The 21,593-nt window shown below is 60.6% G+C and carries 21 protein-coding genes; 12 read left to right on the forward strand and 9 right to left on the reverse strand.

Annotation, left to right across the window (positions count from 1 at the left end):
- Nucleotides 1-325 precede the first annotated feature (325 nt).
- The 4 genes from IH881_15235 to IH881_15250 all read left to right on the forward strand — a co-directional run bounded on the left by IH881_15235 (nt 326) and on the right by IH881_15250 (nt 4,597).
- On the forward strand, nt 326-652 hold the full coding sequence (locus IH881_15235) for a hypothetical protein (GenBank protein ID MCH7869048.1): 327 nt from the start codon (nt 326-328) through the stop codon (nt 650-652).
- Nucleotides 653-937: 285 nt separating this feature from the next.
- On the forward strand, nt 938-1,822 hold the full coding sequence (locus IH881_15240) for a protoheme IX farnesyltransferase (protein ID MCH7869049.1): 885 nt from the start codon (nt 938-940) through the stop codon (nt 1,820-1,822).
- 13 nt (nt 1,823-1,835) lie between these two features.
- Entirely contained in the window at nt 1,836-3,293 is a 1,458-nt protein-coding gene (hemG, locus tag IH881_15245; protein MCH7869050.1) for a protoporphyrinogen oxidase, read from the forward strand.
- 113 nt (nt 3,294-3,406) lie between these two features.
- Nucleotides 3,407-4,597: a radical SAM protein gene (locus IH881_15250; protein ID MCH7869051.1), complete on the forward strand. Its 1,191-nt coding sequence runs from the start codon at nt 3,407-3,409 to the stop codon at nt 4,595-4,597.
- Between the two features lie 14 nt (nt 4,598-4,611).
- On the opposite strand, the gene IH881_15255 is transcribed toward IH881_15250, so the two are convergent.
- The 8 genes from IH881_15255 to IH881_15290 all read right to left on the reverse strand — a co-directional run bounded on the left by IH881_15255 (nt 4,612) and on the right by IH881_15290 (nt 14,558).
- On the reverse strand, nt 4,612-5,037 hold the full coding sequence (locus IH881_15255) for a PCP reductase family protein (protein ID MCH7869052.1): 426 nt from the start codon (nt 5,035-5,037) through the stop codon (nt 4,612-4,614).
- Nucleotides 5,034-5,924 carry a P-loop NTPase gene (locus IH881_15260; GenBank protein ID MCH7869053.1) on the reverse strand — a complete coding sequence of 297 codons (891 nt, stop codon included), beginning with the start codon at nt 5,922-5,924 and terminating at the stop codon, nt 5,034-5,036. Before IH881_15260 ends, IH881_15255 begins: the two co-directional genes overlap by 4 nt.
- Before the next feature lie 92 nt (nt 5,925-6,016).
- Nucleotides 6,017-6,889 (reverse strand): GNAT family N-acetyltransferase, encoded by an 873-nt coding sequence (locus IH881_15265; GenBank protein MCH7869054.1) that lies wholly within the window; start codon nt 6,887-6,889, stop codon nt 6,017-6,019.
- Between the two features lie 47 nt (nt 6,890-6,936).
- Nucleotides 6,937-9,030: a universal stress protein gene (locus IH881_15270; GenBank protein ID MCH7869055.1), complete on the reverse strand. Its 2,094-nt coding sequence runs from the start codon at nt 9,028-9,030 to the stop codon at nt 6,937-6,939.
- 93 nt (nt 9,031-9,123) lie between these two features.
- Nucleotides 9,124-10,659 (reverse strand): c-type cytochrome, encoded by a 1,536-nt coding sequence (locus tag IH881_15275; protein ID MCH7869056.1) that lies wholly within the window; start codon nt 10,657-10,659, stop codon nt 9,124-9,126.
- Nucleotides 10,659-11,396, reverse strand: a complete 738-nt coding sequence (locus tag IH881_15280) for a cytochrome c (protein MCH7869057.1) — start codon at nt 11,394-11,396, stop codon at nt 10,659-10,661. The genes IH881_15275 and IH881_15280 overlap by 1 nt, the downstream gene beginning before the upstream one ends.
- A 34-nt stretch (nt 11,397-11,430) precedes the next feature.
- A complete protein-coding gene (locus IH881_15285) occupies nt 11,431-12,807 on the reverse strand; it encodes a c-type cytochrome (protein ID MCH7869058.1) in 1,377 nt (458 codons plus the stop codon).
- Nucleotides 12,804-14,558: a cytochrome ubiquinol oxidase subunit I gene (locus IH881_15290; GenBank protein MCH7869059.1), complete on the reverse strand. Its 1,755-nt coding sequence runs from the start codon at nt 14,556-14,558 to the stop codon at nt 12,804-12,806. Before IH881_15290 ends, IH881_15285 begins: the two co-directional genes overlap by 4 nt.
- A gap of 582 nt (nt 14,559-15,140) precedes the next feature.
- On the opposite strand from IH881_15290, the gene IH881_15295 reads away from it, so the two are divergent.
- Genes IH881_15295 through IH881_15330 form a run of 8 tightly spaced genes read left to right on the forward strand, consistent with a single transcriptional unit; the run spans nt 15,141 to nt 20,398 of the window.
- Nucleotides 15,141-15,890, forward strand: a complete 750-nt coding sequence (locus tag IH881_15295; GenBank protein ID MCH7869060.1) for a carboxypeptidase regulatory-like domain-containing protein — start codon at nt 15,141-15,143, stop codon at nt 15,888-15,890.
- Between the two features lie 58 nt (nt 15,891-15,948).
- Nucleotides 15,949-16,704 carry a cytochrome c oxidase subunit II gene (locus IH881_15300; protein MCH7869061.1) on the forward strand — a complete coding sequence of 252 codons (756 nt, stop codon included), beginning with the start codon at nt 15,949-15,951 and terminating at the stop codon, nt 16,702-16,704.
- A 42-nt stretch (nt 16,705-16,746) separates the two neighbouring features.
- A complete protein-coding gene (locus IH881_15305) occupies nt 16,747-18,471 on the forward strand; it encodes a cbb3-type cytochrome c oxidase subunit I (GenBank protein MCH7869062.1) in 1,725 nt (574 codons plus the stop codon).
- A 17-nt stretch (nt 18,472-18,488) separates the two neighbouring features.
- Entirely contained in the window at nt 18,489-19,112 is a 624-nt protein-coding gene (locus IH881_15310; protein MCH7869063.1) for a cytochrome c oxidase subunit 3, read from the forward strand.
- Between the two features lie 9 nt (nt 19,113-19,121).
- Nucleotides 19,122-19,433, forward strand: coding sequence for a cytochrome C oxidase subunit IV family protein (locus tag IH881_15315; GenBank protein MCH7869064.1), 312 nt, complete (start codon nt 19,122-19,124; stop codon nt 19,431-19,433).
- Between the two features lie 36 nt (nt 19,434-19,469).
- Nucleotides 19,470-19,676: a hypothetical protein gene (locus tag IH881_15320; GenBank protein MCH7869065.1), complete on the forward strand. Its 207-nt coding sequence runs from the start codon at nt 19,470-19,472 to the stop codon at nt 19,674-19,676.
- On the forward strand, nt 19,673-19,969 hold the full coding sequence (locus IH881_15325) for a hypothetical protein (GenBank protein ID MCH7869066.1): 297 nt from the start codon (nt 19,673-19,675) through the stop codon (nt 19,967-19,969). Before IH881_15320 ends, IH881_15325 begins: the two co-directional genes overlap by 4 nt.
- Before the next feature lie 33 nt (nt 19,970-20,002).
- A complete protein-coding gene (locus tag IH881_15330; protein ID MCH7869067.1) occupies nt 20,003-20,398 on the forward strand; it encodes a response regulator in 396 nt (131 codons plus the stop codon).
- Nucleotides 20,399-20,442: 44 nt separating this feature from the next.
- Here IH881_15330 and IH881_15335 read toward each other — a convergent pair whose 3' ends face one another.
- Nucleotides 20,443-21,387, reverse strand: coding sequence for a hypothetical protein (locus tag IH881_15335; protein MCH7869068.1), 945 nt, complete (start codon nt 21,385-21,387; stop codon nt 20,443-20,445).
- Nucleotides 21,388-21,593: the final 206 nt, after the last annotated feature.

The raw sequence follows: 21,593 nt of genomic DNA on the forward strand, positions 1-21,593 counted from the left end.
GCGATCGCGTCCTCTGAAATCCAAAGAGTGATATCGCCGCGCTCGACGAGAGCACGGTCGTATTGGGACCCATTGCTCACGCGGTACTTCGTTTTGTACTTGGGATGGACTCTCGACTTCATGCCGGGATCGTGGCCCATCTGCCCCATACTTCGCGAGCGCCTGGGTGCCGGATCGCCTCAAGCCCGCGATTCATGCACCAACGCCCCACCGCGGGGTCATTTGATATAACGCCCATACTCGGACATTGAGCTGAAACGCAGCTTGTTCTTCCTATTGTCAGTCCGCCTGGAACAACAACCCCCTCGCGTTCGACCAACTTGGCTTGAACACGTCGGGCGTCAGTCAATTCAACGCGGCGAACGCCGTCGTCTGGCCAGCCAACACGATACTGGTCCATCCAACAAACGGTGGATTGGTGCTAGCCAGTTGGTTGAGCCCAGGCGATGGGACCGTCGATCTAGATTACAGCGCGACAAGCCGCGACACACTCAGCTCCGACGGCATCACGTTCATTGTCGAGGTCAACGATGCTTCCAACACACTTGATTCGGACTTCATCAGCAGCCTGCAGACAACAGGCACTCAGAATCTGTTCGGTATCCCGGTGTCTGACATCATCATGACAGGAACTGTCCGGCTGGATCTGTAATTTCACAGTCAGCGATTACGAGTGATTTGAGATACTGGATCTCATCGGCGGAATCGAAAACCCAGCTTGATCGACCCATGTACCTCGATCTGGACTGACAATCTCCAAGTTTCCGATATTGCTTGCGATTCCGTTCGGCTGGTTACTCGCTCGCCGCACCGTCGCCAAGTGAAATGGCGTTCGAGTGTTGGAGCAGCCAAGTGATTGTGCTTGACTCCACAAGTCCACCTGCTGCATTGTGTTCAACAGTTGCCGCGCCTTTCAGATTGGAAATTGGAGGGATGGATGTCGGATACCGCGTCTTTTCGCGCTGAAGGACGAGTTCACCACTACGTCGCACTTACGAAGCCGCGTTTGCTCCCATTGGTGTTGTTCACCAGCATCCCCGTGATGGGGATGGCAGCGGATGGCTGGCCCCCGCTGTCGTTTGCGCTCCTCATCCTGGTCGGCATCACGCTCGCCGCGGCATCAGCGAACACACTCAACGCCTACATCGAGCGCGATCTCGATAAACGCATGGAGCGTACCCGTGGACGACCGCTTCCGAGCGGGAAGCTCGCACCGCAGTCGGCGCTGTACTTTGGATGGCTGCTCGGCGTCGCGTCGACGGCTCTCCTGTGGGCCGTCGCCGGCCCCACGACGGCGGGGGTCGCAGTCGCAAGCATCCTCTACTACGTGTTCGTCTACACCATTTGGCTGAAGCCCCGATCGGTCTGGAACGCGGTCATTGGGGGCGCAGCCGGCGCCGCCGCTCCGCTGATCGCCGACGTCGCGGTCAACGGCAGCCTCGGAATGCCGGGGCTGCTGCTCTTCGCCATCGTATTCTTTTGGCAGCCCCCACACGTCTGGGCGATCGCGCTGTATCGCAAGGCCGATTACGAGGCGGCGGGCATCCCGATGCTTCCCAACGTCATCGGAGACGAGGGAACCCGGCGATGGATACTCCTGTGTACCTTTGGACTGGTGCCCGTGACCCTGGCACCGGGGCTTCTGGGACTGCTCGGTAGCGTGTACATCACGGTTGCCGTCTGCAGCAATGCCTGGTTCGTGATTTCCTCGATCCAACTCGCCAAGCAACGAACGGATGAAGCTGCGCGGCGATTGTTCCGCGTCTCCCTCGCGCACCTTTTTTCACTCTACCTCGCGATGCTGGTCGATTTGATGGTCTGAGCACATGATGTCGATGGTCGATTCGAACACGAGAACGACTTCCAACCGACGCGAGTCATCCGACCTGGATGTAGCGATCATCGGCGGGGGGATCTCCGGTCTCGTGACCGCCCATCGACTGGCGACCCGAGAAAAATCCGGGCGCCGCGCATCGGTGGCCCTGTTCGAAGCGAGCGATCGCCTCGGTGGGCTCGTGCAGACGGAGCTGCGAGGAGACTGGCTGCTCGAGGCCGGTCCCGACTCCCTGGTGACGTCAAAGCCGTCCGCCAGTGTGCTGTGCCGAGAACTCGGACTCGGCGACGAGCTGGTCGCTCCCCGGTCGGTCTCGACGTTTTCCCTGGTGCGCAATCAACGACTCCACCCCCTGCCGGCGGGCTTCCACATGATCGCTCCGACAAAGCCATGGCCTCTGCTGCGGTCCGGGCTCTTTTCCTTGCCGGGCAAGTTGCGAATGCTGCTCGAGCCCCGAATTTCAGGCGGGCTCGTCGACTCGCGGGTCCAGGACGAGACGGTCGAGAGTTTCGTCGTGCGGCGGTTTGGTCGGGAGGTCTACGAGCGCGTGGCTGAACCGCTGTTGGGCGGCCTCTTCCTGGCGGATGCGACGAAACTCAGCGCCCGGCGGGCGCTCGGGCCCATGGTCGAACTCGAGTTGAAGCACGGCAGTGTGTTGCGGGGCCTGCGCGCTTCGAACATCGCCGCAGCGGGAACTGCGCTCAAAGCCGGCCCGCCGCCACCGTCACAGCTCACGCTAGAGCGCGGACTCGGCTCGCTCATCGAACGCCTTGCGGAAAGGATTCCGGCGTCCTGGATGCAGCTCGGATGCGCGGCCAAGGCGATGAGACCGCTGCGCGAGCAGGAGGGCTGGCAGATCGAAAGCACTTCGGGCAACTGGACCGCGCGCGAGGTCGTGCTGGCTTGTCCCGCACCCCGCTGTCACGATCTGCTCGCAGACACGGTCCCTTCGGTTGCCGGCGCCCTCAAAGAACTCCACTTCACCTCGTGTGTAACGGTCAATTTGGTGTATCGCCGGAGCGACCTGTACGACCTGCCCAGTGACTTCGGTTTCTTCGTGCCGCGCTCTGAACCGTATCGGATCCTGGCGGCCAGCTTCGCGAGCGAAAAGTTTCCAGACCGAGCCCCCGATGAACACGTCGTCGTGCGCACCTTTCAGGGTGGTGCCCTCGATCCTGACGCTCTGGATCTGGACGACGCGATCTTGATCCAGCGTTCCCACCACGATCTGGCTCAGCTGATCGGGGCCAGGGCCAAGCCTTTGTCGAGCATGGTGAGTCTGTTCCGACGGTCCATGCCACAATTCGATGTCGGCCATCTGACCCGGGTCGCGGACCTGCGACGGCAAGTCGACAAAATTCGCGGCCTGCATATCATAGGCAGTGGGATGGGCGCTTATGGCCTACCGGCCTGTGTGGATTCGGCGGAAGAAGCCGCAATGCGAATCGCGCTCGGTTAGCGCTCTACCCACCGGGGAGGAAGTCAAGCTTGGCAAATCAAACTGAGTTCATCCCCTCCCTGGTTTCCTGGAACCTGACGAAGGCATGCAACCTGCGCTGCCCTCACTGTTACATGGATGGCGGTGTGAAAGCTGCAAACGAACTCACGACCCAGGAGTGCCTGGGACTGATCGAAGAACTCAACACCCTCGGCACCGAGATGCTGATTCTCACCGGGGGCGAGCCGCTGCTGCGCAAGGATATATTCGAAATCGCCCAATACGCCTCGAACTTGGGTATCTGGGTGGTGATGGGCACCAACGGCTGCTTGATCAACGACAACTCGGTGCAAAAGATGATCGAGTGTGGTGTGCAAGGTGTCGCGATCAGCATCGATTCGATCGATCCGGAAAAGCACGATCAATTCCGAGGGGGTCCAGATGCGTGGCACCACTCGGTGCGCGCTCTGGAAATCTGCCGCGCAAATGGACTTCAGGTACTGGTTCAAACCACGGTGATGGACATGAACTACGCCGAGATTCCCGAGCTGCTCAAATTTGCGCGCGAGAAAGGGGCCTGGTCATTCAATCTGTACTTTCTAGTCCAAACCGGCCGTGGCCAGTTATTGAACGATCTTTCCCCGGAGCGCACCGAGATCATGCTCTCGAATCTAGTGGACTGGCAAGACGACTACCGTCCCATGCTGGTGCGTTCCAAGTGCGCGCCGCAGTTCAAGCAGATCGCCTACGAGCGAGGCTTGGGAGGTCTGGAGAGCGGCGGTTGCATGGCGGGCACCGAGTATTGCCGCATCACGCCGGAGGGCGATGTCACCCCGTGTCCGTACATGGACGTCGTGGCCGGCAACATACGCGACAAGAGTTTTGGCGAAATCTGGCGAACATCGAAGGTCTTCCAGGAGCTGCGCGATGTTACGCAGCTCAAGGGACGCTGCGGCAAGTGTGAGTTCAACGAGCTTTGCGGAGGTTGCCGTTGCCGGGCCTATGCGACGTTTGGCGACTATCTGCAAGAGGACCCCGCCTGTCGCTACCAGCCAACGGGTCAGCCCCTCACCCAGCAACCGATCGCATGGAGCAAGGACAGCCGGGTCCGAATCGATCGGATCCCCCTGGCGTTCATCCGCGGGAAGGTCAAGCAGGGGGTGGAAGCCTATGCTCGACGGCACGGAGTCGCCCTCGTCACCGCCAGCGTGATGGAGGAAGCCCTGGCCGGAGAGGAGCGATCCAAGTGGCTGGGCAAGCTGCCGCCGTTTTTGAGGCAGGCGGGGCGGCCAAAGACAACAGTGGATCGAAAAGAGTCGAATTGACCCGCAGCGCCTGGCTACATCCCGAGAAAGTCCTTGGCTCGATCCAGCACGCCCACGTCGATCTGCCCCAACCCCTGCTCCCGCGCGAACCTCTCGATCCCCGCCTTGGCCAACGGTCGGGCGAACTCGGGCATGTTGTCCAGCCGTGAGCTCGCCTCGGGGCTCCAGCTGAGTTCTGGGCTCGCCGGTTCCGATTGAGCTTCCAGGTCCTGGACCATGCTCGAGAAGGGACATCGCGACTCGCCGTCCGCGCTTTCGGATTCTGCGCCGATGTTGACCCCCAGCGAACCCACCACCTGGGTCTCGAAGGGATTGGTCAGCATGGCGATTTCGTGGTCGCACTTGGGACAGCGGTACAAGACCGAAAGCGAACCGCGATCGGGGGGGGCGACTTCCATCAGCTTCATGGCTTCATCGCAGGACACGCACAGGAACTTCATCTCGTCACCTCACTGGGGGTGTGCAGGGCTATGCGTTCACAGATTTCCTGGGCGGCTTGTTGCACCCGATGCCAGGAAGGCAGGGTTGAAACGTCCGCGAGCGAGCCACCTCGATCGCAGTGCGCCGCTAGTTCTGGGTCAAAAGGTACGCTCCCGAGCCGGGGAAGTTCCAACTTGATCGACGACTGCCCGGGATAGAGCGGCTTTATGCTCCGGCAATCCGGACAAAAGTAGCCGTCCATGTTTTCGATGTACCCCAGGACGTGGTTGGGTGTCGGCCTGAGCGCTTCGACCGAACGGGCGACAACCCCGTTTGCCATGTCGGAGGGGATGGTAACCAGTACAAAAACCGCCGCGGGACCCAACAGCTCGGCGTATTGAACGATCCGTTCCACCCCGGGCGGAAGATCAACCAGCAGGTAGTCGAGCTTTCCCCAGTCCATGCCCGCGAGCAGCTCCCTCAGGATTGTGAACTCTTTGGTCGCCCGCCAGGTGTGGGATGATCCGGTGGCAACACTTTCGAATTCCACTGGCCGCGGTTCGGGGATCAGGCTCCCCATGGAGACCACGCCAATCCCGCTCTTTGTGGTGGGGACCCTGGCACCGCTCGTGCCCGGAAGCAGGATGTCGTTTCCCAGGCCTCCCAGCCGGGCTTGGCAGGGGCCATTGAGGTCGGCGTCCAAGATGGAAACGGCGCAACCCTGCTCGCGCAGCGCGCACGCCAACTGCATGGTCATCGTGCTCTTGCCCACGCCGCCTTTGCCGGATCCGATCGCCAGCACGTTTCGAACCTCGGAGAGACTGCGGGCCAGATTCCGCTGCTGGGCCTCGACTTGCCCCAGGACGTCCGAGCCACCGTCGCCCACGATGTCGTAGTAGCCCTTCATGTCGTGCCCTCCATCCGGCACCGCGCGTATCGCGTGTTGCTCCCGGTCCGATGTCGATCTCGATCTCGATGCCTGAGTTTACGCCCAAGCAATCAATGCATGCGTGAGCCGGGGAACTCCGCGTAGCCAGTGTAGGTCTGCCCCTTTTGGAAGCCCATGGACTCGAGCAGCGTCCAAGGGACCTCTTCACAGGAAATTTTCGGAATCGTCAGCTCGAGGTTGCCCGCCTGGCTGACGACTCGAAGCAAGCGCTCGAGCAGCCCGCCGTCGTCGTCGTCGGTTCGAGCGTGTTGGGTTCCACCGAGTGCGACAATTTCGCGTCGACCGTGTTCGGGAAGATCGCGAAACAACGCGTAAGCCTCCACGTGCGTGTCCGATGCAATCGCGAGTCCCTCGAGTTGATCCTTTCGATTCTGCAGGGTCACGAGTGCTCGCTCCCAACTGCGGGACACGCTGGAATCCAACACACCTTGGCTCAGCAGATCGTCGAATCCGATCGGCGCAACCTCGCTCGCAGCTGTGGGGGAAGCCAGCGGAGCGGACAGCGCGAAGTCCGCGAACCTCCCCTCCGGGCCATAGCTCACGGACTCGAAGAGATCACGCACTCCGGGTTGGTCGTCCGGCACCTCGGTCACGATTTTTGGAGGCCCCAGAACCGAGAGCTTGTGGCTCAAGGACTCGAGCAGGTGCTGCGCGTGGCCCCGCCGCTGGAAATCGGGATGGACCCCGATGCGATGGACCAGGGTTTCGTGCTCACGCTTTGCCCCGGTGACTACGGCAATGGGTCTGCCGTCTTCCCAAGCCGCCATACAGCTGCTGGACCACACGTTCAGTTCGCGGATCTCCCGCTTGAAGTCGACGATGGTGAGCGGCTTCTGGTCCGGGAAGTGAACGAAGTAGCAAGTGTTCAGCGCGTCGACCAGAAACGGGATGTCATCCGTTCTGCAGAAACGATATGCGGGCATGGTCCTCCCTGGATGCTTCGGCGCAGCGCTGGGTACAGGCGATGAGTCTAGTCCTGTCCCGAATCGCCTTGCTGTGTGAGGAGCAATCTCATCGCGTTCAGCTCGCTCAGCTCGCTCACCTCGTTGAGCGGCTGCTTTGGACTGTCGTGTTGCAGCTTTGTGTCGGTTCGAGCGATGGCCGGACACTGGGCCGCTTGCGCGATGTGTTCACTCGGTGTCTCCCGAGCACTCGCGCTGGACGCTTCGCCGTCCTGGGCGACCAACTCGGCCATCGTCTGCAGACCCAGGTCGATGCCCGCCTCGACCTGCACAAGGTCGATCTCTCGACCCCGAGGCTCGACCCGCTCCTCGATCCGCGCCTGGGTTCGGTCCCGCATGAAGCCGGCGGGAACTCGCAGGATGCGCTCGACGGCGTCCTTGCTCCAGCTGAACGCGGAGAAGAGGGGAACGCTCTTGTCATCTCGAGCGATCAAGCGTTTGCTCTCCGACGCCAGTTCTTCGACGACTGGGGTCGAGGTTTGGCTTTTGTCTGCCCCCTTGATCACACCCGCGGCGAGCGGCATGCCGGTCTCTTCCTCGATCAGCTGCTGGGCGAACTCGAGCGTGATGGTCTTGAGCCTCCGCAAGCGAGTTGCTTTCTCGATCCGCGCCTTGGTGCGTCGCCGCAGATAGGCTGAATCGATCGCCAGCAGGGCGCTTCGGGCCTCCCGGGTCCAGCTGAGTTTGCGCCCGTCATAACTTGGCTCGTCGATGGTTCCGCCCTCGTTCTTGACCAGGATCTCGACCATCTCAGCGGTCAGGACATCGAAGGCGACGCCGCCGCAAACGGTACACACCTCGGGGTCTGGTTGGCTGGCGGTCAACCCGCAACCCTTGCAGATCGACACCGCTTGCTCCTGGGCGCGTCCGATGACGACCGCTTCCGCCAGCTTGTCCATGGGTGGCTGCTTGGGCATGAAGCGCTCCATGGCTTCGTCGAGCAGCGAACTGGTGATCACACTATGGCCCTGCTCGAGCGCCATCCGGAGAATTGCCGTGCGGGCGATGCCCGCCACCAGCTTGGGCACGCGGGTCATTCGCTCTTCGGCTTGCTCGCTCCAGCGGATGCTCTGCTCGGCGCGCACGTCGAGCCGCGGGCGAACCTCCGAGGTCGTGAGCAGAATGTCGCATTCGCTGAGCCGCAGCAGGTTCTCTGAGTTGCTCCCCAGGGCCGTATCTTCGGGATCACCGTGGAGGCCAATTCGGCCCATCACCAGCAGCCAGGGTTTGGTCTTGCGCACGTGGTCGTGGATTTTCTGGAAGGTTTTACCGTCGAGCAGGGTTTTGCTGACCTGCATGTCCTGCTCTTTCGCCATCTGCTCGCCGACATCGAGGTGCGACTGGTAGATCTGGGCGAGTCCGGTGTCGATGATCTCCTCGTGGAGCTGGTTCTGTTCCTCGAACCGGAAAACCTTTGCCGCCCTTTCGGTAAGGGTTCCCACCAACCCGTTGAACACCATGTAGTGGAGGTAGGGGTCGTACACGCCGATCAGTTCGACTCGCTTGTCGAATGCCCTGGCCAGGGCCATGGCGGTGTCGAGTGCGCCGAACGATTGCGGGCTGCCGTCAATGCCGACCAGGATCGTGTCACGCTCGGGCTCATCCTTCTCGGGCAGGTGTCGGATGATCCAAGCGTCCTGGCGGCAAGAGCGAACCACGCGCTCGGTCACCGAACCGATTTGACTGGCGCGCTGCCGGCCCAGGCCCAACGCACCCAAAATCAACAGATCACAGTCGGACTGCGCCAGATCCTTGCGGATCTCGACGTGGTGCTGGCCGTCGATCATGCGGGCTTCGAAGGGCAGCTCCGCCGCCTCGCAAGTCTTCTTCATGGCTTCCAGATAGCTGTCGGAGATCAGTTCGAGCCCCATGGTGATCAAGCTGTCGTGGATCTTGCGCTGGCGTTCGAGCTCGTTCTCCTCCAGATACTCTTCGGGCAGCGAGTACTCCATCTGCTTGAAGCGGTAGTCGTGCATTCTGGCCGCGTAGATATGAGACCCTACCAACTTCGCGCCAAAGGCCTTGCCGACCCGCACTGCCGCATCAATGGCGAGGTTGGAGTGTGCTGAGTTGTCGATTGGAACGTAGATTTTTTTGTACATCGATGTCTCCGTTATTGGAAAGTGTGTAGGTCTCGTTTTCGACCCGGCGACTGATTCGTTTTCCTATGTATTCCTGGTCCTTCCTGGTCCTTCCTAGGCCGCGGACTCCTCCGCCCAGCCCTTTCTCAGACGACGGAGTCCAAGGACTTCGCCGCCCCCGGCCAGCAAGACGACCACGACCGGCCACAGCCAGGTCGTCCACGGCGTCTCGGGTTCGAGCAGCAGGTAGTACCAGCGTGAAATCGCGCGCTGCTTTCCGTTCTCTCCGTATTGGCCGTCCCAGATATTCCACGCGATCGGGATCATCTTGCCGGGTATGAAATCGACTTCGTCTTCGCCACCGCTCCGCAGACCGCGGCGGAGGATCACCCGGTACTGCCCATCGCGGAACTCGCTCTTGCCGCTGACGGGGGACGATCGCGGCTGGACGTCGTTCATACCGCGCGAGAGAAACGTTTCGATCCCGCTGTCGGCACTCCAGCGCCAGGAGTCGACGGCATTGCGGCGGTCCCCCATCAGGAAGTACGGCTTCTTGCTCCCTTCGAGCTCCCGGGACGGAAACAGCATCGAGACGCGATCGCTGGGATTCTCATCCTGCCCCTTGTTTTCAAACCGGTCGTTCCAGGTCAGCAGCAGCGCCAACTCCTGCTCGTCGAAGAGCGCTTGGATGCTCAAACTCGTTACCGATGGGTTGAAGAGACGGGGTTCTTGGATGACCTGCCCGGCGAGCCTCACGTCGATGGTGGGGGCCGCATCCCAAGCTTCGTCGAAGGGGTCACTGGGAACGGATTCGGTCTTGGTTCCCCTCACGATCTCCGCCCAGTTCGGCTCGCGACCGAGGGTGTGGAGATAGTTGGCGAGGTGCCACAGGTCCTCTGCATTCCAGGCATCGGAGAACGAGGGCATCGGTGTCCCATTCACTCCGGTTGTCATCGTTCGGTAGAGGTCCTCTACGGTGCTGCCACCGCGCAAGGTCCACGGCTGGGTCAGGTCGGCCGGGTAGATGCGAAACTCCCACTCGTCTACCAGGGTCGCCGCCGACGGGCCGTTGCCCCGGCCGCTCTCGCCGTGGCACTTGGCGCACTCGGCTTTTAGATAGATTTCGGCGCCGCGCGCGATGCTCTCCGGTGTGGCCTCGATTTTGCCCTCGAGCAGGAACTCTTGCTCCGCGGGGTAGTCCTCGAAGTCGATGCTGAAGGTTTTGATGTAGTGCACCAACTGCCAGATCTGTTCGTCGCGCAGATGAATGCTCCAAGCGGGCATGGAGGTTCCCGGCATGCCGGCGCCGATGATTCGAAACAGATCCTGATCAGTCGGCAGCTCTCCCTGCAGGGTGCGGCGGATCTTGTAGATGCCGCGCCTAAAATCCCGCGGTCGGGGATCGAGTCGATCGGCCATCTCGCCATTGCCGTCGCCCGCATCACCGTGACACTGAGAGCAGTTTTCTTGGTAGAGGGCCTTGCCGGCGTCCACGTCCTCTTTGCTGAACTCCTGGGAAGTCGGGACGGCGAGTTTGAAGCCCTTGGCGGCATAGTCTTGTCCCCGCGCCGACCCGGGCAAAAGGATCAGGCCGGCGAGCAGCAACAGCGACCCCCACAAGACCGCAGAGCGCGGGGAGGCAATAGCCATCAATGACCCTCCCAGGTTCGCGGCGTCGAGCCCGATGCGCTGTAGACAAAAGCGATGACCTGCCAGATCTCATCCTCGCTGAGGAAATCCTGCCAGACCGGCATCGACGAATTCCAGGGCGTGGCCCCCTGTGGAAGACCTGGCCCCCCGGTGGCGATGCGCCAATAGACGTAGCCCTCCTCGAGTTGTGAAATCGTGCCGCCGTCCCGGAAGTTGGCGGGCAGGGGATTGAGGGCTTCGGCGAAGTGGCCCTTCCCGGACAAGTAGTCGCCATGGCAGAACATGCAGTTGCGGTAGTAGATCCGACGTCCCGCCGCGAGGTTCTCCTCGTTCACCTCCATCTCGGGCGGCCGAACCGCTTTGAGCACGTCGAAGTCGTTGCCGTGCAATTTGAAGAAGGCCGGAGGTTCGGGATGGATGGTGCGGGCTTCGAACGGTGGGTCGAATTGCGGTCGCACGCTGGTGTAGGTCATCCAACCGAGCAGCAGCGGGATCGCGGTGAGGACTGCGATGCGAGGGAGGGCCAGCCGTTCTTCCCGCAACAAAGAGATCACCGGGGCGAGAAACGCCTGGAAGCGCTCGGGGTCCGCGATCAGGTAGACGAGGATCGAGACCGTGAGGATCGCCAGGTACAGGCCCATCACGGAAATGGGGATTGGGGGCTGCACGCCAAACTTGAGCGCCGCCCAAACCACGAGCCAGATCAGTACCGCCAGCTGGAACGTATATCTACCCATGATCTTCCTCGGCCATCCTGTCCGGTTCCCGCAGTTACTGGCTCAGCGAGCGGATGAACTTGACGATCGCCAAAATGTCGTCGTCGCTGAGCGCCACGTTCATTCCTTTCGGGGGCATTGCGATCCCCGTGGTGTTCATCGGGTCTTCTATCGTCCTTCCCTTTTTGATGAACTCGACCAATTCCCCGTCGCTCAGCCCCTTGATGAACTCACTGGTCGTCATGTCTTTGCCCAAACCCGGCATTCCCTTGGCGTCCTGTCCGTGGCAGGCCGGGCAGGTGACCTTGTAGAGCGCCGCTCCGTCCGGCGCATCACTTGCCAACGGGGTCGCGGCTTCGGTTTCGGGGGTGGACGGGGTCTCCTGGACCACCGCTTGCGCGGGCTCGGTCGCCGGCGGCTCTGAGTCTCCGGCATCCAAGGCGAGATAAACGGCTCCGATCAATACGGCCACTCCGAACGCGCCGAACCGAATCCACCGCGGCTTTTTGCTGGAGACATCCGCCGCGTCTGAAGCTTCGGGGGCGGATTCGACTGCGCGCGCGGCCCAGGCGACTCCTCCGTTGAAGAGCAGAATCAAGAACAGCAAGTGGACCCCCGGATGGGCGAGGCGCTCCGCCAGCCCGACCTCGCCGGACAGGTAGCTGACGAGCTGGTCCAGTTCTTCGGCTTGCAGGGTCTTGCCGAAGTCCTGCAGCATCAGGCCCTTGGTGAAACCTTCGGCAATCACGGCGTCGGGATCGACGATCGACTGGCGAATGTCCGCCGCAGTCAGTCGCTCGCCTACATGCGTCAGTGGCGGTCCCACCCGCCGGCTGGTGTCGATTACGTCGTGACAGGCCACGCAGCCTTTCGAGGTAAGCAGCGCAAACCCGGGATGGCTGGAGGTGGGGGCCGGGGGCTTCTGCTTGCGCGCTTCTGCCGCCGCGACGTCTTCTGCGGTGACTTTGACGGTGATCTCACCGCTCAGCGATTGCAGGAAGGCGACCAGGGCCTTGATCTCGGTGGGACTCATGTCGGCCGGCGGTCGATCGGCCGCCGGCATGATGCTCTCGCCGCCGGGTGTGGCGAATTCCTGAACCACGTATGCGCCCGGATCGATCAGCGACTCGGTGAGGTAGGCCTCGGCGCTGAAACCGGGCCTTCGGGTCGCGGCACGCCCCCCGACGCCGCGCAGGTCCGGCCCGCGCGTATTCCCCACCTCGGCCATCTTGTGGCAAAGCAGGCAGCCGCCCTTGTTCTTGAGCAGCAATTCGCCCATCCCCACCAGGGTGTCGATGTCGGTTTCGACGGTGATCTGCAATTCGGCGGGTGGGTGTTCTTCGGATTGCGTCAAGTACAGGCGACCGATCCCCATGTAGAACAGGTCGATCACGATCACGAAGCCCACGATTCTCAGGAAGACATCTCTCACGGCTGTTCTCGGTCCTGCAACTCGGAGCGCATCGCCAGGGCGAAGACCATCGAGACGAACAGAAAGAAAATCAACACGATGATCGAGATGACCGTCGTCGCGAACCCGTGGCTCGGGATGAAGGCTCCCTCGCTCGTATCCTTCATGACCTGGTAGACGTGCCAGTACTGCCGAATGCCCGATCGGATGTAGCCCATCAATCCCATCAGCCAGGTGAAGGTCACGGCTAGAAAGAACAGGACATACTGGGACAAGCGAGGAATCTGGCCCCACTTGATTTCACCCAGGGATTCCGAATTCCGGTAGATCGGCACCTCGAGCAGCAGGTACAGGACCATGAAGGCCCCGACCATCATCGGTTGGTACGCGGAGAGCCCGACCCGAACCGCGGCGGGAACGAAGTAACCGTAGATGCCAATCGCGACGATTCCGGCCAGAGCCGCCAGCAGGGCGACGATCTGGATCGAGTTGCCGGCCACGACAAAGGACCCGGTGGCCTTCTTGTTGCCGCGCCGGTAGAGCATGAACGTGATGAAGGTGGCCAGAATCATCAGGTTGACGGCCGTGTTCTTCGCCGACATGACTCCCAGCACCCCGAGTCTCGGGTGATGAGCCGAACCCATGGCCTTCATTTCTGCGACCGTGGCGATGATGCTGTGCGGTGTCGCCCAGACTGCGAGACCCGTCGCCAACACGATCAAAACCGGCGCCTGGAATTTCTTGTACCGGTCGCCCCCCGGAATCCGGGCCATGGCCAACCACAGGTAGAGATTGATGGCGAGGAAGAGCGCTCCGATGAGGATGGCCTGCAGAATCCAGAGTTGCGCGAAGGAGCCACCCATCATCGATACGCCCATCTGCTGGCTATAGGCGTAAATTTCCCGGCCCAGGTAGTAGCCGGCGAAGGGCAGTGGAATGAAGGCGGCGACGGCGATGAAGCTGCCGATGTAGCCCATCCAGTCGAAGCGTGCGCGCTCTTCGTCGCTGGTGGCGGCCAGGAAGCGGAAGCCCGCATAGGCGCCCACGATCGCACCCCCGAAACAAACATTGGCGAGCAGTCGGTGGATGTTCAGGGGATTCCAGGCGTAGTTCATGAAGGCGTCGATGCGGCTCGTGACCGTGATGGCGATGTCGGTGCCTTCGATCCCGCTCGGTGTCATCATGTAGCCCGTCCAGGCGTTCGTGATGACCAGGATGCCGATCCCCAGCGCATTGACGAATCCACCGAGCAACAAGTGCCACTTCTTCTTCGAGCCCTGCAGCAGATCCCAGCTGTAGAAGTAGAGGTACGAAAACAGCGCTTCGCAGAAAATGATCCCAATGTAGAACGCCCAGGTGGGCTCGAAGACCTTCTCCATGTGGGTCGTGAACTTGGGGTAGAGCGTGATCAAAGCGACCAGGAGCATTCCGCCCAGGGTGGCGGTGATGGTGTAGCTCATGGCCAACAGGCGCATGAATTCCTTGGCCAGCCCATCGTATTCTTCGCTCTTCTGGAAGACGCCAATCACTTCGGCGATGAACACGAAAATCGGTACGCCCAGCACGAACGCGGCGAACATCAAGTGTGCCTGGGCCACGGACCACACCAGTACTCGGCTTCCGATCACCGGGAAATCTCTGTAGTCGGCTGCCTCGAATGCCCGAGGAAGCAAGAACGCGAGCACGTACACGACTACCAGGATGGCCGAGATCTTCAGGATGCCGCCGCGCACTCCCGACAGCGCTTTTGCCCAGCCGCTCCCTTCAGCCATGCACTCCTCCAGGGTAAACGGATCTGTGGCGGGGCGGTACGAATGGATCCCAGGAGAGTTCGCTCACCGAACTCGGAGCGGAGCCAGGGCGCCTCGCTGCTATCTGCGAAGGCCTGGGTTGCGTTGCCTGCGTGCTCGGTCTGCTGGCCGATCGCACCGGGGGGCTCCAGAGGTCACCGCTTCGCGAGACCCGTTACACTCGAGCGCTCCGTCACAAGCTTTGACCTGAACGGGGAGCGGGGCAAATCTGCCCGGATTGACGCCGTAATAGGTTGCAACATGCGAAACAGCGGCCAACGGTAACACGCTTGGCTACACCTCCGCTCGCATGCAACCAATCGCTGCGGTGTCTTCGTTCGAAAACTATGCAACATCCATCGAAGCGATATCATCCAAGTGATATGGAACTGCAGCGCTATCGGCGTCACGGGTTATGGGATCTCTGAATTTGAATAGTTGAAACAGTTGCTGAAAAAGTTGAAGTTGTCATCTGCAAGTTAACGCCGTTTTATTTGCGTCCCATGACAACCACCGAAGTGTTGTTTTGCACCCCTGAGGATGCAAATGCAAATGGAGGAGGTTGTGGAGAGGCGACTAATTCTGACGGTAACCTGCCTGGTCATTTTCTTCCCACTGCTGTCCCAGGCCGGGGACGGCAAGCCCTGGGATCCAGCGTTGGGTACGGCAACGATTTCCGGCAGTGTGAAGTTCGACGGGAAACAGCCGCGATCGCGGCCCATCGATATGGCCGGGGCCGACGAGAAGTGTGCAGAGCTGCACGGCGGCGTGAGGCAGAAGCCCGAGACCGTCATCGTCAATGACAACGGCACCCTGCGCAACGTCTTCGTGTGGATCAAGTCGGGGGCAGAGGGTTGGGAGTTCCCGCTGCCCGCGGGCGATGCGTCCCTCGAACAGATCGGCTGTAAGTACACGCCACACGTGCAGGGCATGCGGACCGGCCAGGCCCTCGCGATCAAGACCAGCGACCCCACCGCCCACAACGTTCACGGGTTCGGCAAGGTGAACCGGCCCTTCAATCGCTCCCAACCGCCCGGTGCCGGGGATATCGTCGTCAAGATGCGGCGGGACGAGAGCCATCCGCCGATGAAGATCAAGTGCGACATCCACCCCTGGATGAACGCCTATGTAGGCGTTGTACCCCATCCCTACTTCGCAGTCACCCAGGACGATGGCTCCTTCGAGCTGCCCAATCTCGCACCAGGCACCTACACCGTCGAAGCATGGCACGAAAAATATGACACGATGGAGCAGACGGTGGTTGTCGGCGACAACGACACCCAGATGATCGAGTTCACGTTCTCAAAGAAGTGACATCCGAAAATCCCGCACAACCCGGGTCGCCACAGTGGCCTGGGACAAGGAGGTCGCAGTGAACGATCCGCAGTACGGCTGGTGGCTACCGCCGCAAATCTCGGCTCATGGCGACGACATCGATCTCATGATCAATATTATCCATTGGTTCATGCTCGCCCTGTTCGTCGGCTGGTCGCTCTTCATTGTGTTTTGTCTAGTCCGCTTCCGAGAGCGCCCGGGTCACGTCGCCGTCTACCAACCGATCGAAGCAAGGTTCAACCGCTGGCTGGAAGTAGGGGTAGCGGTCGCCGAGGCCGCCATCCTGATCGCGTTTGCGATGCCGGTTTGGGCGAAGGTGAAGACTCTATTTCCCATCAACGACACGAACACAATTATCGTTCGCGTGGTCGCAGAGCAGTTCAAATGGCTCTTCCACTACCCCGGGAAGGACGGAAAATTCGGCAGGACCGGGCCCGAGTATTACGCGGATGACAACCCGGCCGGGTTGGATTTCGACGACGACGACGGGATCGATGACATCACGGTCCGTGGAATGCACATTCCCGTCGATACCCCGATCATTGCTCGCCTCGTCACCAAAGACGTGATTCACAGTTTCAAGATCCCCGTCATGCGCATCACCCAGGATGTGATCCCCGGGATGGAGATCCCGATCTGGTTCGAAGCGAGATCCACGGGCAAATTTCAAATTGGCTGCGCTCAGCTGTGCGGCCTCGGTCACTACGAGATGAAGGCCAAGTTTACCGTCGAGTCGAAGCAAGACTTCCAGCGCTGGCTGGATGAAGAACACAGCGCACTGGGATTGGACTGACGATTTCGTGAGGGCAGGGCTTCTGCCGAGAGGATACCGAGAATGAGCGAAGCACACGCCGAAATGGGGTTCTTGCGCAAGTACGTGTTCTCTACGGACCACAAGATAATCGGGATCCAGTATGGAATCACCGCCCTGGTGTTCTTGTTCTTTGGCTTTTGCTTGATGATGATGATGCGCTGGCAGCTCGCCTATCCAGGAGAACCGATTCCGCTGATTGGAGGATTGCTCGGGGAAACGCGCACGGATCGCGGGGCCATGCTGCCCAATTTCTACAATCAGCTCGGCGCCATGCACGGCACGATCATGGTCTTCATGGGCATCGTGCCTCTCGCCGTGGGGGCATTTGGAAACTACTTCGTCCCGCTCCAGATCGGTGCGCCGGACATGGCCTTTCCCAGGCTGAACATGGCGAGCTACCAGGCGTTCGTGATCGGCGGTGTGATCATGCTCGTGAGCTTCTTCCTGCCGGGCGGCGCGGCCAGTTCGGGATGGACGTCGTACGCCCCGCTTGCAGTGATCGCGACGACAGGACAGACGTTCTGGCTTTTTGGCATGATGTTCCTGATTGCGTCGTCGCTGCTGGGCGGGATCAACTTCATCGTGACGATCATTCACCTGCGTGCGGAGGGCCTCACTTTCTTTCGCCTGCCTTTCTTCGTGTGGTCCCAGCTCGTGACGGCGTTCCTCCTGGTGCTGGCGTTTCCCGCCCTCCAGGCTGCGAGCGTCATGCAGCTGATGGACCGACTCGCCGGCACTAGTTTCTTCATGCCCAGCGGGCTGGTGGTCGGTGGCGAACAGATCGCCGCGGTCGGAGGTGGCAGCCCCTTGCTCTGGCAGCACTTGTTCTGGTTCTTGGCCCATCCCGAGGTGTACGTGCTGATCCTGCCCGGCATGGGAATCGTGGCGGAGGTAATCGCGGTCAATACCCGCAAGCCTCTGTGGGGCTACAGGCCAATGGTGTACTCGCTGCTCTTCCTCGGTTTCCTGTCCTTCGGTGTGTGGGCCCACCACATGTACATGACCGGCATGGGAACCACGATGAGTACCTTCTTTCAGATCACCACGATGATCATCTCGATCCCCTCGGTGATCATCCTCACCTGCTTGGTCATCAGTCTATGGGGTGCCTCGATCCGATTCCCCGTCCCCATGCTCTTCGCGCTGGCTTTCCTGCCTATGTTCGGGATCGGCGGGCTCACCGGGCTGCCCCTTGGTTTGGCCGCCCCGGACGCCTTCCTGCACGATACCTACTACGTGATTGGGCACTTCCACTACGTGGTCGCCCCCGGGACCATCTTTGCGTTGTTCGCGGGCATCTATCACTGGTGGCCAAAGATCACCGGCCGACAGATGAATGAAGCCCTGGGGAAGATCCACTTCTGGTTCTCCTTCCTCTTCATGAATGGCATCTTCATGCCGATGATGTTCGAGGGCATGGCGGGAGTGAGTCGTCGGCTCTTCGATCCGACGATCTACGTTACGGGAGAGGCGGCTCACGGCCTGACCATCATGACATCCTGGTCAGCCTGGGGCCTCGCCCTGGCTCAAGTCCCGTTCATCATCAACTTCTTCTGGAGCATGCGAAAGCAGGAGATGGCGGAAGACAATCCCTGGCAGGCGACGACTCTCGAATGGGCAACGCCTACCCCGCCGCCCCATGGAAACTTCCCCGAAACGGTCGTGGCCTACAGTGGGCCGTATGAATACTCTGTACCCGGCGCGGAGCGCGACTTCTCCCCGCAGTTCATCAAACAAGAGGCATAGACTTCGTGTCGGACACCATCGTCATTCCCTACCGGGCGGAACCGCATCCCCTCACCGGCGTCACCAGCGGAAAGCTTGGAATCTGGATCTTTCTGGCTTCCGAGATCATGTTGTTCGGCTCGCTGTTCTCGTCCTACGTGCTGCTGCGCGTGGGTACGGCCGCCGAGTACTGGCCACGGGGCATCGAGGCCGGCTTGAATGTGCCCATTGGCACCATGAATACCCTGATCCTCATCACCTCGAGTGTCACGATGGTCATGTCCTGGGCTTCGCTCAAGATGGACAAGTTCGACGCATTCAAACGCTACCTGCTTGCCACGATCGTCCTGGGGGTGGTCTTCCTGGTGGTCAAGGCATTCGAGTACGGTGCCAAGTTCGACCACCACATCTACCCCGCTGTCGGGTGGCCGGAGGCCACCGACCCGTCCATATTCTATGGCCTGTACTTCACCCTGACCGGGTTGCACGCGCTGCATATCTTCCTCGGGGTGTTGGTCAATCTGTGGCTACTGGTGTACGGCGCGGAGTTGTGGAAGACCGAGCGCGTGCGCTATGAGGGCCGTATCGAGATTTCCGGACTCTACTGGCACTTCGTGGATCTGGTCTGGATCTTCCTCTTTCCCGTATTGTATCTACTGTAGGAGTTCACCATGAGCGAGTCCGATGCCGAACATGTGAAGCAACACGTCAAGGTGTACCTGATGGTATTTGCTGCCCTGGGTGTTCTGACGGTCGTCACGGTCGCGATCTCCTATCTGGATCTACCGACGAGTTATGCGATCGCGGTCGCGATCGCCGTGGCCTCAGTGAAAGCGAGCCTGGTGGCGGCCTACTTCATGCATCTCGTCTCAGAGGAAAAGGTGATTTACTACCTCCTGGCCCTCTGTGCCGCCTTTTTCATCACCCTGATGCTCGTGCCCCTCGCGACGGAGACTGGAACCGGCCCGTTGTGGCCGCTGTAGCGTAGTTTTCTGTAGCTCGACTTACGGACGAAACCAATGTCTCTAAAAGCCTTCCACATATTCTTCATCGTCGTATCGACGTGGCTCTGTATTGGTTTCGGGGTCTGGGGGACTCGTGACTTCAGTCAAACCGGGAACTGGGTTCACTTGGGCCTCGGCGTGGGATCTTTTCTCGGGAGCGGTCTGCTCGTGTGGTACGGGAACTGGTTTCTGCGCAAGCTGAAGAACGAGAGCTACTTATGAGCCAGAACGGAACCGCGAAGATCGTATCGACGCTCCTGATTTGCTTCTTCGCAATCTCGAGCGCGCAATCCGCGATGGCCTGCTCGGTCTGCTACGGAGACCCGAACTCCCCGATGACCAAGGGGGTCCAGGCAGGGGTGCTGGTCCTGCTCGGGGTGGTGGGCACGGTCCTGCTGTTGCTCGCTTCGCTGCTGCTCTTTTGGATCCGGAGGTCAGCCGAGCTCGACGAAGCGGGCAGAAGTGTCGAACAAACGAGCGCAGCCTGGGCTTCAGAACCTCGTGTCAGCTCCTAGCCCGGCGCCGCGCCCACCGGTGTCCGAAGCGTGGTGATCCACAGAGAGGAGACACTCCTCATCGTAGAGTATGACCAACGATTTGCAGACACCCTGGCCCTGGAGTTTCAAGATCGCGGTTACCGCGTGGAGTGTCTCGACGGATTGGAAGCCGTCGAGCAGAAGTCCCACCTCAGCTATCGCTACGCCGTGATCGATCTCTGGCTACACCCCGAAAGCGGCCTCGACGTGATCAGCATATTCAAGGATCGCTCTCCATCGACCGTCATCGCAGCCCTCGACGGCTACCACAGCGGTGAAACTGCCCAAAGAGCCATTGAACTTGGAGCGACCGCCTGCCTGACCAAGCCCGTCGACATCGACCGCCTGGAGAGCGCCCTGCGAAGCGGTGATTCGCGCGCAATCCTTCCGCAACACAGAAACGGCTAATCCCCCGAGCTACTCGCCGTGCAGGCCGGGGGATTCCGACGCGTTCAAGAGGGATTCGTGGCCCTCTGTGGCACCTCGGACTCGGCGGGATCAATTGGAGCAGTCGCGGCTGGAACCTGCGCGACTACCTCGCCCGGTACCTCGGTGTGAGACCACACATAGAAGTACGTCATCGAAGCCGCGCCGAACAGGTTCGCGCACAAGACCCGGACGACTCCCAACCTCTCGATCACGCCGGGCACCAGCAGTGGCACCACGAGCAAGAAGCTCACTTCGACGATTACAAAGAGGGCCAGCAGCACCTCCACAGGATGCCGCGCGCGCAACTCGATGGCGTGAACCATCCAGGTAACGACATAACCCATCGCGAGCGACGAGATGAAGTGTAGTGGGATGATGTAGATGATTTCGCTCGTCATCTTGGGGTTGATCACGGAATCCGGTGAGGCGCCGAGGAACAGCACGTGGCCGATCAGCGCCGGCGTAAAGAAGGGATGGCCGTCCACGATATCGACCACGAAGAAGAACATGGCGACGGCTGTGCCGCCTACTGCGGCGGAGTAGAAAGTGTCGAAGATGAAATCGGCGGTAACGTGCTTGAACATCCCTCGGGTCTTTGAATGGTGGGTAATCACGAAGAAGGCCGTCAACGCACTGGCCGCCATCAGGTTCGCGACACCGACGCGGACGATGCCCAAACTCTCGATCACGCCGGGCAGGGCCAGTGGAGCTACCACGAAGAAGGTCGCCTCGATGGCCGCAAACAGCAGCAGGAGCATCAAAACGGGGCGTTTTGCGTGTAGCTCGAACTCGTGAACCAACAACGAAATTCCGGCGCCGAGGGCCGTGAAGACAGCAATGTGTAGGATGCTGAAGAGTGCGATGGCGTCGAAGCGGACCTTCACATCTTCTGCGTCGATTCCGAAGAAGAGCACACTTCCGAAGAGTGTCGGCGTGTAGAGGGGTCGACCGTCCATGGTGTCGACCATCAAGAACAAGATCGCTACCGCCGAGCCACTGAAGATCCCCGCATAAAGCGACTCGAGCAGAAACTCGTTTCTAGTTTTGGGTAGAGAAATGCGTTTGAATGGCGTTGGTTTCTCCTCCGCTCCCCAACGCGTATTGGGCGATCAGGGAACCTGTGGTGTCCGATCCTCCAACCTGACCTCCCGCCTGGAATGTGCACCTAGCGCGA

It is taken from the genome of Myxococcales bacterium, assembly GCA_022563535.1.
Taxonomy (GTDB): domain Bacteria; phylum Myxococcota_A; class UBA9160; order UBA9160; family UBA4427; genus DUBZ01.

What these genes read in the sequence shown, in the direction of transcription:
- IH881_15315 (MCH7869064.1), top strand. Translation starts at nt 19,122, where the DNA reads ATGAGCGAGTCCGATGCCGAACATGTGAAGCAACACGTCAAGGTGTAC.
- IH881_15305 (MCH7869062.1), top strand. Translation starts at nt 16,747, where the DNA reads ATGAGCGAAGCACACGCCGAAATGGGGTTCTTGCGCAAGTACGTGTTC.
- IH881_15250 (MCH7869051.1), top strand. Translation starts at nt 3,407, where the DNA reads ATGGATGGCGGTGTGAAAGCTGCAAACGAACTCACGACCCAGGAGTGC.
- IH881_15280 (MCH7869057.1), bottom strand. Translation starts at nt 11,396, where the DNA reads ATGGGTAGATATACGTTCCAGCTGGCGGTACTGATCTGGCTCGTGGTT.
- hemG (MCH7869050.1), top strand. Translation starts at nt 1,836, where the DNA reads ATGGTCGATTCGAACACGAGAACGACTTCCAACCGACGCGAGTCATCC.
- IH881_15290 (MCH7869059.1), bottom strand. Translation starts at nt 14,558, where the DNA reads ATGGCTGAAGGGAGCGGCTGGGCAAAAGCGCTGTCGGGAGTGCGCGGC.
- IH881_15335 (MCH7869068.1), bottom strand. Translation starts at nt 21,387, where the DNA reads ATGGTCGACACCATGGACGGTCGACCCCTCTACACGCCGACACTCTTC.
- IH881_15275 (MCH7869056.1), bottom strand. Translation starts at nt 10,659, where the DNA reads ATGGCTATTGCCTCCCCGCGCTCTGCGGTCTTGTGGGGGTCGCTGTTG.
- IH881_15255 (MCH7869052.1), bottom strand. Translation starts at nt 5,037, where the DNA reads ATGAAGTTCCTGTGCGTGTCCTGCGATGAAGCCATGAAGCTGATGGAA.
- IH881_15320 (MCH7869065.1), top strand. Translation starts at nt 19,470, where the DNA reads ATGTCTCTAAAAGCCTTCCACATATTCTTCATCGTCGTATCGACGTGG.
- IH881_15240 (MCH7869049.1), top strand. Translation starts at nt 938, where the DNA reads ATGTCGGATACCGCGTCTTTTCGCGCTGAAGGACGAGTTCACCACTAC.
- IH881_15265 (MCH7869054.1), bottom strand. Translation starts at nt 6,889, where the DNA reads ATGCCCGCATATCGTTTCTGCAGAACGGATGACATCCCGTTTCTGGTC.
- IH881_15325 (MCH7869066.1), top strand. Translation starts at nt 19,673, where the DNA reads ATGAGCCAGAACGGAACCGCGAAGATCGTATCGACGCTCCTGATTTGC.
- IH881_15270 (MCH7869055.1), bottom strand. Translation starts at nt 9,030, where the DNA reads ATGTACAAAAAAATCTACGTTCCAATCGACAACTCAGCACACTCCAAC.
- IH881_15260 (MCH7869053.1), bottom strand. Translation starts at nt 5,924, where the DNA reads ATGAAGGGCTACTACGACATCGTGGGCGACGGTGGCTCGGACGTCCTG.